Origin of the sequence: Tamlana sedimenti (assembly GCF_038148895.1) — a bacterium.
Taxonomy (GTDB): Bacteria; Bacteroidota; Bacteroidia; order Flavobacteriales; family Flavobacteriaceae; genus Tamlana.
The window spans coordinates 36337-50380 of the sequence record NZ_JBBVGQ010000002.1; the positions used below are offsets into that span (position 1 = coordinate 36337).

The window sequence follows — 14044 nt, forward strand, 5'->3', positions numbered from 1 at the left end:
ACCAATCAGATTAATTTATGCGTCTCATATTTGATTATTTAACAATTTAATTAAAACCTTTGAAATTGTTTGATTTTTGTTTTGTTAATGAAGCGCATTCAAATAATCGGCAAAAAAATGAGACTAGAGGTCCAGGTTAGTTTTTAATTATGACTTTGGCAAATGCTCCTCGAGATGTATTTATTTTAACTAAATAGCTTCCTTTGCTCAAATCACTTAAATCTACACTCTCAAGGTTATTCTCAATTCTTTTGACCATTACACCCAACAGGTTGTAAATTTTTATGCATTCTAAATTTAATTCAGTAGAAACAATAAGTTTATCTGCAACTGGATTAGGATATAATTTGATTTTGGCTTTCAAGACCTCGTTCAGGCCTAAGGCGTCGTATTCAATACTCATATAGTACAGGTTGGCCACACTATCTTTAGTTATTTCATAGTTGCCGGCAGCCAAGGGCATAGAAAGGATACCTCCAGTAATGTTATAACTTATACCGTTTATTTTAATAGCACCAGAATAGCCCTCATTAAATACAAGCGTTAAATTAGATGAGCCGATAGTTGCAAATGTGATGCTGGTACTCGATTCAATTTTTAAACATTGGGTTAACGTAAGTCCATTATATACAACTGTGCCTTTTGTATCTGAAAGACTTCCAGAAATGGAATAAAAAGTGCTGCTCAGTCCAGATTCTGTGAAATTATGAATTTCGTCCCCCGTACCTGTTCCGCCTTCAGAAGGGGTTGCTAAATCTACATTGGATTCTAAAGAGCTATCAGCAACCACCCAATAATAATAGGTTGTTCCATTGGTTACTGTGCTGTCCAAATAGCTTAATGTGTTTGGGTTACCAATGTCTACTAGTTTTATTCTTCCTGCGGGGTCGGCATCTGTGTCTCTAAATACTTCATAAGAAGTAGCACTGTAATTAGTGACCGTCCAATTTAAATTGACCAAGGCATCTCCGGCATTGGCCGAAAGTACAATGGCTGGCTCTGGGCCAACATCGCCTTGTACGCAAATCAAACTAGTATTATAGTTTGTTAAAGCACTTTTTAGGGCAGGATCTACAGCATAAGATGTATCATCGGTAGCATTATTAAAGGTCCAATTGAAATCACCCCCATGCATTCGTCCGGAATATTGCATCACTTTCGTTCTAGCATCCTCTGGGGAATCTGGCGTGTAGGCATACATGACAGATGGGTTAGTGTCAAAATTATCATGAATATTTCCGCCATAAGCGGAAGTAACACTGGCAGGAACGGTTTCATTTCTTGTTGAAACAACATAAGCATCAAAATCGACAGTTGAATTTGGGAAACCCGCATCACCGTAAGGAACAAATCGTCTTGCTCCTTCTATATAGTTATTAAAAGCCTTTATGGTGCCTCCATCTTCACTGGAAAACGTTGGCATGTTTGAATAGTCGTTTGTTCCTGAGTTTTCATCATAAACATCAGAGCCTTGCATGGACGTTAACATAGGGTATTTACAATTTCTAAAATAATTGGCCTCTACAAATAGGGAAGAGCCATTTGTTGAACCGGCACCATATTTTGAATTTCCGTCATAATAGTTATTGTAAATATGGGCAGAATAAAAACGAACTCGAGGGTGTCGTGAATCTGAATGGTCGTACCAGTTATGGTGATAGGTAATGTAAAGATCATCATTTGGGTCTTCACTTAAGCCTAAAAGGTTTGACTTTCCAGAATCCCAAAAATGATTGTATGAAAAGGTAACATAAGTTGATCGTTTGCAATCAAGTGCACCATCTCCCTTTGCTTGATCGGCATCGCTACCTGCGTCACCATAAAAGAAATCCACATTATGCACCCATATGTAATCGTTGTTTTGCTGTAGGCCAATATTGTCGCCCTCATCACTGTTGCAATTTATGGTACCTATATTTCGAATCTCAATATTCGTTGCGTTTTTTATGCGAATACCCCATCCGTCTGCTACGGCATCATCACCGACGCCTTCAAAGGTAATATGGCTTGATAGGTTATTCTTGTTTTCAATAACAATGTCACCGTTTAATAGATAAGAGGGATCTGTAATTTGTCCAACCAAACGAACTATAAGAGGCCTTGTGTCGTTACCTTTCTTAAATCCATCCAAAATGGTTTGTAGACCAACACACGGATTGGCATTTGCCCCTGTAACATTAAGCTCAATAATGTTTTTGGTGTTTTCAGTAATATATAAAATGACAGCACCGTTTTGTGGTGTGCCATCCAAATTATACGCTCCTGGAATTCTTCCGTTGGAAAAAGCAAAGCCTGTGCGATCATGTGCCTCTACGGTAATTGTTCCACTTGTTGCTAGGGCACCCTCAATACCAGAAATTACAGGAGCGACGCTAATGGTATATGATCCAGCTTTAAGCCCTAAAATATCAGCCCTATGATAACCATCATAGCACCTTATAAGTTGGTCATCTATTTTTTGGTTAGAAATACCTTCACCGGTATAATAAACATTGTAGCTTTCAGCTTCTGCCATGGAATCCCATTTTATGTAGGCTGATTCTAGCCAACCAGCGGCTTCGGTAATGTTTGCTTGAGCCATTACGCCAATAGGCACAAGAATAGAAGTTAACAGTAAAAATAATTTGTGTTTCATTTTAACAGTTAGTTTAGTATGATTTGATTAGCATATAGTGTAATCGATTGCTAAGATAGATTATTATCTAATTCAAGCTTGATTTTTATGAAAAAAAACGACAATCGGCAATGGTTTTGTGGTATGTGCAAGATTAAAATGTAAAAAGTTGTTTTCAATGTTGTATAAATTCTGATTGAATTGGAAATTTTTGTACGTATATACGGCGCTTTTTTGTTAATTCTAATGGAGCATCAATTTTTTATTTGCATTTTCTTTTTTTTATGATATATTTGCGTAATCGATTGCATAAACTTTTATTGATTCCAATTTGTAATTCAAGTTAAAGCTAAAGGTTTTTCAATTGCTTTTCCAAGTCACCTCTTGCCTACAAAAGTTTAAAAAACTCTTGGTTTTCTTAACAGGTCAACTATGTTAAGATTGCCAAGATTCATTATACCACTATTTACTAAACTAATTTTAAAACAATGAAAAAACTTTATTTTTTATTATTAATTCCCTTGCTATTTATAGGTAAAATGGCTCTGGGACAAAATGTTGGTGCCGTAACCTATGATTTTAGGGACGGAACAATAATTACTAATCAGCAGAGTGCTGATGGAAAATTGACACTTGGGGGTGCCTACACACACCATGGAGGAACCTACGGATTAAACCTAAAAGTAGATCAAAACATTAGCATAGATGTTGATGGCAGCTGCACCGTTCGTTTTTTGGGCTCGCAATATTCTAGTCTGGATGTAAAAGGAACAGCAGTCGAAGATGGGGATTTGGGAACTCAAGTCGGACAGGTAGTAAACGATCTTGCGGACACTTTTGATTTTGTTTATTCAGGACAAGCTACTACTTTAACTTTTGCAACAGTGGCTGCAACAGGTAATGATTTGTACCTGCCTACTATTGAGGTTATTCCTGCTCAGGCCGGAAAAGATTCCACAGTCCCTGAATTGAATATTCCCTATTATTTCGACTTAAGGGATGAAAGTATTTATCCTGCTGGAGCTGGTAATCATGTTGAAGCTGGCCTCATCATAATCGATGCAGGCTGTTGTCATGGTATCAGTTTGAATGGAAGTCAGCATGGTATAACTTTTAATGACCAAAACACCATTACACTTAAGGTTGCTGGTAATACTAAAATTAGAGTAGCTGGCGATCAATACTCAGGGGGGGCAATTGCGGTCTCAAGTGCTTCAGGAGCATTTGATATTTCTCAGCAATCTCATGGAACTGGTGTTACCTTCCCTCAAGGTGTCGATGGTGGCCCTTGGGTAGATTTTACTTATGTGGGAACTGCTGGAGAAGTAGTTTTAACAGGCGTTGGTAGTACAAATTATATACCTTATATAGAGCTATCTCCAATTCCTTATGATATATCTCTAAATTCTTATGTTCAAAAATCTGGAACAATTACACTTAATGGCGTTAATATTGATCTTACTTCTGGAGCAACATCGGCTGATAATGCCACAATTGCTGTAAGTGCAGGAGTTGTTGTTTCGGCTTCAAAAAATACGGGTATGGTGGCTATAGATTTGGGAGGCGTTGATTTGTCAACACTTACTCCATCAGTTTCTGGAGATATTGCTTCAGCGAGTATCAATGGTAACAATTTAGAAATTACTTATTCAGATGGAGCTACAGACCCAAAAACATTCACCATTGAATTGTTTGATAACAGTTATTTTCATGATACAGTAACTTATGATTTTAGAGACGGAACCATTATTACCAATCAACAAAGTGCTGATGGAAAATTGGTGCTTGGCGGGGCTTACAACCATCATAGTGCGCAGTACGGTTTAAACCTTAAGGTGGACCAAACCATTAGTATTGATGTTGACGGAAGCTGTACCGTACGGTTTTTAGGGTCTCAGTACTCATCTTTGGACGTCAAAGGAACCGCTGTTGCTGATGGCGACTTGGGAACCCAGGTTGGTGTAGTTGTAAATGATTTATCTGATACTTTTGATATTGTTTATTCTGGACCAGCTAGAACTTTAACCTTCACCACAGTAGCTGCTTCTGGTAATGATTTGTATTTGCCTCAAATAGAAGTGATACCAGCGCAGTTTGGCACTGGTTTCCTTGCAAGCGAAATGAATATTCCATACTATTTTGATTTTCGAGATCAAACTATTGTTCCCCAAGATGCTCCTGGTAATGTTACCATCGAAAAAGGATTAATAAAAGTAGAGTCGGGTGCATCAAATGCATATGGTTATCACAGTGCGCAGCACGGATTAAACTATAAAACGGGTAATGTAATCACCTTGCAAGTTTCAGGAAATAGTAAAATTCGTTTGGCTGGCGACCAATATTCAGGAGGAAATATTGTAGCTTCCGTTACTAGTGGTACAGGTGGTTTTGATTTAACAGAACAGCCTCACGCAACAGCCGTAACTTATCCTCAGGGTGCTGATGGTGGACCATGGGTAGATTTTGTTTACGTGGGTACGGCTGGTACGCTAAGTTTTGAATCTACGGGCCAAAATTATTTACCGTATATTGAGGTTTCACCAATTCCTTACGATATCTCACTTACCCCTTGGGCTCAAAGGTCTGGTACAATAACTATTAACGGAACAGAAATTACCTTTTTGGGAGGAGCGGATGCGTCAGAAGCAGCCTCAGTTTCAATAACATCTGGAACTGGCTCTGTATTTAGTGCAACCAATGAAACCGCTTCCATTGAAATAGATTTGGGTGGAGCCGATTTATCATCATATACGCCTAGTTTAACTGGAGATATTGCTTCTACTTCTGTAAACGGAAACGAACTGACTATTACGTTTACCGATGATGGAAATGATCCAACATCTTACATCATTAATATTTCAGATAGTTCAGCGGTAGTTACTGCCAACCCGGGTGAAACCTATATTTATAATTTTGCCGATGGTTCTGAAATGCCGCAAACAAGTTACACATCTTTAAGGTATGAAACATTTAAAACAGCTGATGGCATTGTAACCATAAACAGTAATACCGCAGACGAAGCGGGGCAATTTGGTTATCACGATGCTTCTCATGGAGGTGTGTTTTTCCCAGGAAACTCGTTTGACATTATTGTAGCTGGAGATGCAACGATTACCTTTATAGTTTGTAGGTACGGTGTTGCGGACGACGCGGTATTGGTGTTTACCGATGAAAATGATAATGTTTTAGGTGAAATTGTAGCCACTGATATCATTTCAGGAGTTGGCGATATTCCAGTGAATTTTAGCTATACAGGGCCAGCAGGTATTGTAACGGCTACCTTGTCAAGTGTCGGATATCCAACGGCGGAAATATACTTGCATGGTATGTCTATAGAAAATGCCGCAATAATTGAACCGTCTAATGGGAAAATTGACGTTTGGGATTTTGGAGCAGAACAATTGGATGCCAATATTTATAACAATAGGTTAGATGAAACAAAAATTAATGCGTGGTACGATGGTTCCATTACTCCGGGGTCATCAAATAATGTATTGCCATCCTGGTCTGAAGGTGTTTTAAGTTGGATTGGTGGCAGTAATGACCGTTTAAGAACTTCTAACACAAACCTTACCCGCTATGATGAAAATTTAAGTGGTGTAAGTGGTTACACAGGTAGAATTTATGTGAATAGCGCTATGGCCGCTGGAAGATATATGAGTTTAACATTAAGTGAGGATGATGAGGTAACACTTGCCATGTTGGCTCAAAATGCTAGCGGTCAAATCCATTTCACCTATGTACCAGATCCATCAGCTCAAGATGATGTTGTACCTGTAAATACAAGCGGTTCAATAACTACGGTTAATTTTGTGGCAAAAGCAGCAGGTTCCTATCGTATTTATGACAGCGCTGACAAACCAAGTTATTTTAGAATTGAAAGAAAAGATGCCACCTACAAAACCTTGTCTGGTAACGTTGATGTATCTCAGGCATCAGGTATTCCTGCAAATTATGCTATTGTGTTCACCAACGAAGCAGGTAAAGATTGGTCTGTTATGCCATCCGGCGGTACCTTTAGTTTAGACCTTCCACAAGGCTATACTTATAATTTAAGTTTGGCTGATGCAAACGGTTATGTTATTAGCAGTGCAAATTCCATTCTTTTGGAAGAAACAACAGGTACATTTGATATTACTATTCAAACCGTAGAATTGTACACCGTTAGTGGAAATATTACTGGATTGGGAGCAGAAATTTCCAATGCGGCCATTACCTATACACCAGATCCAGCGGCTAACAAAATATTTGTGCCCGGAATATCAGTAGATACAGGTGCTTCTACTTATTCGGTTCAATTAGAACCTAACGTGGAATATACCATATCGGCTGAAGGTGTTAATGATTTTGAAATACTTTCAAATACCATTACCATTGGAACTGCGGATCAATCGGCAGATATTGATTTTACTCCAAAACCATTGTATAACATAACTATTAGTTCATCAGATCTTGATGCCACGCAATTGAGTAAATTGGAGTTGACTTTTAATAATTTGAATGAAGCAGGTTATTCATATAACTTTAGTGATGTAAGTACAGTAGCTCTGCGCGACGGAGTCTACGCCCTGGATTATGCAGGCTTGGATGAATATCCCATAGAATTGGCTTTAACCTCTAATTTAACCGTTTCAGGAGCAGCTACTTCAAAAGATCTGTCATTCAATCCAGTTACAAATTGGGGATTTGATGATAAAGTTATTTTAAACACAGACCTATATTACAAAGGTCTGGCTTTATCTGGAATGAAAAATGAAATTGCAAAAGGTCATATTTCAGGAGTTGATGGTAACACTATTACGGTACCACTTAATCCAGGAGAAAAAATGATTGTAACCTATTACTATTCAGCTGAATTTTCCATTGAAGGTGGGGCTACTGTTAGTACTAACAGTGGTAGTACTTCTGTTTTTGAAACCACTGAGTATATTTACCCAGGAGGCTCACCAGGTACTGCAACCATTGCATGTTCTGGATCAGGAACCACTTACTTTACAAACATTCAGGTCGTACCCAATGTCTCTTTTACTAACACGATTACAGTAGGAACAGATAAAGATTACCAAACCATAAATGAGGCTTTAGAAGCTATAAAAATAATGCCACGACCAAGCGACGAGCGAGTGACTGTATTAATAGATCCAGGTAATTATGAAGAAATGCTCGTTATCAACAGTAATAATGTAACGCTTAAAAATGCCGCAGCCACCCCAAGTATTGCATTGTTAAACAAAGGTATTGACATAGATGCAAATGCTGTTAGGATTACGGGCTATTATGGCCATGGCTATAACTACTACAGTATGGGTGCAGACCAAAAATGGCATGGGGATATTTTAGCAGTTAATAAAGCAAATGGCTCTTTAAGCTACGAAAATAATGGTGCAGGTTCAACAGATGGCTCATATTGGAATGCTACAGTAGTAGTGTATGCCAATGGCTTTATTGCTGAAGATATAATTCTTGAAAATTCATTTAATCAATATATTTCCCAGAAAGAGGCTAATGATGTTGTTATTCCAAATAATTCAGCTCCAACGGGCGGTGCAAGACCTATTTTGTATGGTGATACTTCAGTTCAGGATAGAGGATTGGGTTATGTAGAGAGAGCAGCAGCCATTGCAGTTATAGGAGATAAAACCATATTGAATAATTGCCGTGTGGTGGGCCGTCAAGACTCATTCTATGGTCAGCATAACTCTAGAGTAGCTGTTTATAAGGGAGCTATGATGGGCGCGGTAGATTATTTATTTGGAGGTATGATAGCTGTATTTTACCAAACAGACCTTGTTTTAAATACAAGTGATTCAGGAGGTGATTCGGCATACATCACAGCGGCACAACATGGCGGGGGTAGAGGATACTTAATGTATGAATGTAATGTAAAATCAACTGTCCCTGGTGTAGAAACAGCATCAACCAATTGGGGTAAACCAGGTTATTTCGGACGTCCATGGGCAGCAACAACTAGCGAAGTTGTATTTTATAAGACAAACATAGATATTTCCCAAAATCCAAGTTACACAGGGCAATCCATGATTTTTCCAGTAGGTTGGACAAGTTCTCTTGGAGGCGAATCTGAATTTATGTACGAGCGTAGCACTAATGAACTTTCAGGAGTTGATAATTCTGGTAGCCGTGCTTCATGGTCAACCCTGCTTAGTACTGACCAACTGAATGATGGAACAGATATTACTCCATTCAACTTTACAAAAGGAGGTGATAACTGGGATCCGTTTGCAGAATTAACTTTAAGTGTTGATGAAGAACTGAGTTCAAGAACCAATAGTGTTAGGGTTGTAGGTTATAATAATAGCGTGTTCATTTCTAATGTAAGATCTGCTACCACAGTAAATATTTATAATATTACAGGAGCGCTTGTAAAGACATTAAAAACCAATACAGATACCAGTTTTAGCTTTAAAAATGGTCTATATATTGTTACGGTTAAAGATGAATTAGGTCAAAAGGCCATAAAGCTTCTGGTACACTAATTAATAGCAATAATTTTTAGGAAAAGGGAGATTTATATAAATCTCCCTTTTTTTTGAGTAATTGAAATGGAAGGTCAAAACTTCTGGTTTAGAAAAAATTATGTTAATAAACCTAAAAACAATTTCATATTAAAAAAAAAATACATAAATTAGGCAATCGATTACAATAAAGTGGTCGAATTAAAACTAAAACTATTTTATATGATGAAAAAATTACTTTTAATTATTTTACCAGTGCTGTTTTTTACAGCAACTTTACAAGCCCAAACCAAGACATGGGATTTTTCTAGTAACTGGCCTGAAACAGATGGTTTTGCTGGTTATCCTGCAGCTGGAGGTACTGTAGTAGTAGATAATTTAACAATTGTGCCCCATACGTCCAGTGATAATATGGGTCAGATAAACGCAAGTGTTATTGACTTTGGTGATGGTTTTGTTTCTGCGTTACGTTTTAGAACGAACGGTAGTTCTGGCGGAACCGCTGAGTTGCCAACAAGTAGACGTTATTTGTCATTTCCTGTTTCAGGTAATGTAGATGTCACTATTTGGTGTGCGGCAGGAGGGTCTAGTGCCAGGGATCTTAATATTTCAGATGGGACTAGCGTTCTTGGAACAATAGTGACAGATGGCGAACAAGATGTTCCAAAAAAATTAACTGTTAATTACGTTGGTGGAGCAGGAACCATTTATATTTCTCAAACCAATAACTTTAGTATTCATAAAATTGAAGTTACTGGAGTAGGTGCTGATGTACTTGGTGTCAATGATGTTCAATCGTCCGTAACAACCAATGTAAGAGCAATCGGAAATAGATTATATGTTTCTGATGTAAAATTAGATACTGAAATAAATATCTACAGCATGACAGGCGCATTGGTAAAATCATTAAGAACTAACACAAATGCAGATTTTAGTTTTAAATCGGGGTTATACATTGCCACGGTAAAAACTTCTGAAGGACAAAAGTCTGTTAAATTGCTTTTAAAGTAAAAGATTAGTTTATTATTTTTTTTAGATAAAACATAAAGGATGCCTAAACAAGGTGTCCTTTTGTTTTCATATAAAGATTTAACATTAAGCTTGTTGTTTTAAATTTATGAGGAAATGGGTCTGGCTTTAATCGAATATTGAAAAGAAAGTAAAATGAAGTTTAATAAATTTTTGATTACAATTGTTTTATTATTGAGTTTTTGTAGTTTCCAATTACAGGCTCAAGTGCATCGCACAGGATGGAGACAGATAATCCACAAAAATGAAGGCTCTTGGTTTGCGTCGGTGGAGGCTAAAAGAATAGCAGAAAATGTTTTGCTTTACCAAAGGGATATTGGTGGCTGGCCTAAAAATATTCAAATGCAAGAACCTCTTAGTGAAAGTGAAAGGGAAAAATTGTTGGGCTTAAAGGAAAGCACTGAAGATGTTACGACCGATAATGGCGCTACCATTCAGGAAATGCGATTTCTTTCAAAAATGTACAGACAAGTTCCAGATGAACGCTACAAAAAAGCATTCCTTTTGGGGTTAGATTATGTTTTAAAAGCGCAATATCAAAATGGAGGTTGGCCTCAATTTTTTCCTCTAAAAGAGGGTTATTACACCCATATCACTTACAACGACGATTCCATGTTGAACATTATGAATCTTCTAAAAGATTTGAAAGATCATCCAGAAAGGATCTCTATAAAACCATCGGATGAAATTTTAACTAAAGTTAAAAAGGCTTTTGAAAAGGGAGTTGATTGTATTTTAAAAACACAATACAGGCAAAATGGTGTTTTAACAAGCTGGTGTGCACAACATGATGAAAATACCCTAGAACCGGCAAAAGCTAGAAGTTATGAGTTGCCATCACTAAGTGGTAAAGAATCCGCTGGAATTGTACTATTGTTAATGTCTATAACAAACCCCTCACAAGAAATCATTAATGCTATAAATAGTGCAGTTGCATGGTTTGATGATGTAAAATTAACAGGAATAAGGCAAGAATACATTGTAAATGAGGAAGGAAGATTTGTGGACAAAAAGATTGTAAAAGACCCTGATGCGAAACCATTATGGGCACGTTTCATGAATTTAGAAGACAATAAACCGTTTTTTTGTGATAGAGATGGGATTAAAAAGGCAACTATGGCAGAAATTGGATTAGAACGCAGGCGAGGCTATGCATGGTATACCGACGACCCTAGCGTGGTATTAAACCAATATCCAGAATGGAAAGCCAAGTACGATAAGCCAAATTTTAATAAAAAGCCTAAAGAGGAATACAATATGGTGGTTGCAAAAGATGGTAGCGGGGATTTTACAACCATACAAGAAGCCATCTATGCGTCCAAAGCTTTTCCTTATCAACGCGTTATCATCAATATTAAGAATGGTGTTTACCGTGAAAAAGTACGTGTTTATTCTTGGAATACGCATGTTTCATTGCTCGGGGAAAGCAAAGAAAATACCATAATTACCTTTGATGACTTCTTTAAAAAAATAAACTTGGGTAGAAACAGTACTTTTCATACATCAACCCTTTTGGTTGAAGGCGATGACTTTATTGCCAAAAATTTGACCATAAAAAATACATCTGGACCCGTTGGACAGGCTGTGGCACTTTCGGTAAATGCCAACCGATGCTATTTTGAAAATTGTTCTTTTTGGGGATATCAGGACACGTTATATACTGCCGGAGAAGGCTTTAAGCATTATTTTAAAAAATGCTATATTTCAGGTAGTGTGGATTTTATATTTGGTGCAGCTACTGTACTTTTTGAAAATTGTACCATTCATAGTAAATCTAATTCCTATATTTCGGCAGCTTCAACACCACAAGGTCAAAAGTATGGTTATGTATTTAAAAATTGTAAGCTTACTGCAGATGACAATGTTAATCAAGTCTATCTAGGAAGGCCATGGCGCTTATTTGCAAAAACGGTTTTTATTGATTGTGATATGGGTGGGCATATTAGACCTGAGGGCTGGCATAATTGGTCTAAAAAGGATGCTGAGTCTTTAACCTTTTATGCAGAATACAATTGTAAAGGAACGGGTTTTAAGCCTTCGGAAAGAGTTAATTGGTCACATCAATTAACAAAACGGGAAGCAAAAAAATATACAAAAAAGAATATTTTGGGAGATACTAGTAACAATTCAAAAATTCAATGGTATGAAAAACTTTAAAGTTTTAGTTTGTTTATTAATTGTTGCCACGATGGGGTGCAAAGAACAGAATTCCAATGGAGAATCAAAAGACCTTAAAAATTCAGCCATAACAATATACATGATAGGTGATTCCACAATGGCCAACAAAAAGAACCCTGAAGAGAATCCGGAACATGGTTGGGGGCAAGTACTACATCAATTTTTCAATGATAGCGTAACTGTTGATAACCGTGCGGTAAATGGTAGAAGCAGTAGAAGTTTTATTGGCGAAGGTCGTTGGGATTCTATCCTAAAAACCTTAAAGAAAGGCGATTATGTATTTATTCAATTTGGGCATAACGATCAAAAATTCAAGTCTCCTGATAGGTATACCAATCCACATGTTACATATCGTCATAATTTAATAAAATATATTACTGAAACACGAGAAAAAGGTGCTAATCCTGTATTGTTTTCATCAATTGTTAGGAGGAATTTTAATGAGTTTGGTACTTTAATAGACACACATGGGGAATACCCGTTGGAAACAAGATTAGTTGGCATGGAATATGAGGTGCCATTTATAGATCTTCAATATTTCACTGAACTTTTAGAGAATTTATATGGTGTTGAAGAATCGAAGAAATTACACTTGCATTTTGAACCTGGGGAACATCCATATTACGAAAATGGTAAAGAGGACAATACCCATTTATCAGAACTTGGGGCTAATGAAGTTGCAAAACTTGCAATTTCAGAATTGAAGAGAAAAGTTCCCGATTTAGCAAATTATTATAGATAACACAAGACGTTTGCAGAAAGGTCAAGTTTACATTTGTTTGAATAATAAAAGGTAAAATCTTATGATTTTATAACTTCAAATAAAAGTCGTTGTCGTTTTTTTCTATGTACTTTTCTTGATCAAACATATGGAGGTAAGAGCCTTTTGTGGAAGAGGTCATGTCTTTTTCGTCCAACTTTATCAAAATGTCCATAGAGCGTATTTTGTTGATAAAGTTTCTTTTATCAAGTTTTTTGTCTAGAATAGCTTCGTAAAGTTTTTGCAGTTGCCGCATGGTGAATTTTTCCGGCAACAGCTCGAATCCGATAGGATTGATTGAAGTTCTTCTTCTTAACCGTTTAATGGCCTTGTCTAGCATTTCATCATGATCGAAAATCAATTTTGGCACTTCAGACAAGCTAAACCATTTGGCATTAAAGTTTTCGATTAGCTCTTCATTGTGTTTTTCAATATTTATAATGGCGTAGTAGGATGTAGACACGGTTCTGGCAACGGGATCTCTATTAACCTCGCTAAATGCGTAAAGCTGCTCCATATATATATCGTGCATCCCAGTTAATCTATGAAGTATTCTCTCTGCGGCATCATCCAATGTTTCATTTTGCTTTAAGAATCCACCCATTAACGACCATTTTCCTTTTTCAGGCTCGAAATCTCTTTGAATGAGCAGTACTTTTAAATCTTCGTCGTCAAATCCAAAAATAATACAATCAACAGCAAGAAAAACTTTATCTTCAGGAATATATCCTTTATACATGAATTGCTAATTTTTATGCTAATATAAGGTTTATGGTATTCAATAATTTTTCAAATATATTGATTAAGTGTTAAAGGCACATTTATTTATTAAAAAAAATAATCGGTGTTAAATTTTTTGTTATTCAAATTCAAATGTATAATTTAAACTTATGATTTAATTGGTCTCTTTTTTCAGACTAATTTACATAATCAAATTATATTATTTGGGTTTAAAATTTTGGTTGTCATGTGATTATAATCAAATAAAAC

General features: G+C 36.7%; 6 protein-coding genes. 4 read left to right on the top strand and 2 right to left on the bottom strand.

What is annotated here, in order from left to right; genetic code table 11:
- Nucleotides 1–136 precede the first annotated feature (136 nt).
- Nucleotides 137–2635, bottom strand: coding sequence for a pectate lyase family protein (locus WJN01_RS06415; protein WP_445196327.1), 2499 nt, complete (start codon nt 2633–2635; stop codon nt 137–139).
- A 467-nt stretch (nt 2636–3102) separates the two neighbouring features.
- On the opposite strand from WJN01_RS06415, the gene WJN01_RS06420 reads away from it, so the two are divergent.
- The 4 genes from WJN01_RS06420 (at nt 3103) to WJN01_RS06435 (ending at nt 13036) form a co-directional block, all read left to right on the top strand.
- Entirely contained in the window at nt 3103–9108 is a 6006-nt protein-coding gene (locus tag WJN01_RS06420) for a pectinesterase family protein (RefSeq protein ID WP_445196328.1), read from the top strand.
- Nucleotides 9109–9309: 201 nt separating this feature from the next.
- The gene (locus WJN01_RS06425; RefSeq protein WP_445196329.1) at nt 9310–10098 is read left to right on the top strand and encodes a T9SS type A sorting domain-containing protein; all 789 of its coding nucleotides are present in this window, start codon (nt 9310–9312) and stop codon (nt 10096–10098) included.
- 153 nt (nt 10099–10251) lie between these two features.
- Nucleotides 10252–12273 carry a pectate lyase gene (gene pelA / locus WJN01_RS06430; RefSeq protein WP_445196330.1) on the top strand — a complete coding sequence of 674 codons (2022 nt, stop codon included), beginning with the start codon at nt 10252–10254 and terminating at the stop codon, nt 12271–12273.
- Entirely contained in the window at nt 12260–13036 is a 777-nt protein-coding gene (locus WJN01_RS06435; protein WP_445196331.1) for a rhamnogalacturonan acetylesterase, read from the top strand. The genes pelA and WJN01_RS06435 overlap by 14 nt, the downstream gene beginning before the upstream one ends.
- Before the next feature lie 67 nt (nt 13037–13103).
- Here WJN01_RS06435 and WJN01_RS06440 read toward each other — a convergent pair whose 3' ends face one another.
- Entirely contained in the window at nt 13104–13793 is a 690-nt protein-coding gene (locus tag WJN01_RS06440) for an NUDIX hydrolase (protein ID WP_445196332.1), read from the bottom strand.
- Nucleotides 13794–14044 lie beyond the last annotated feature (251 nt).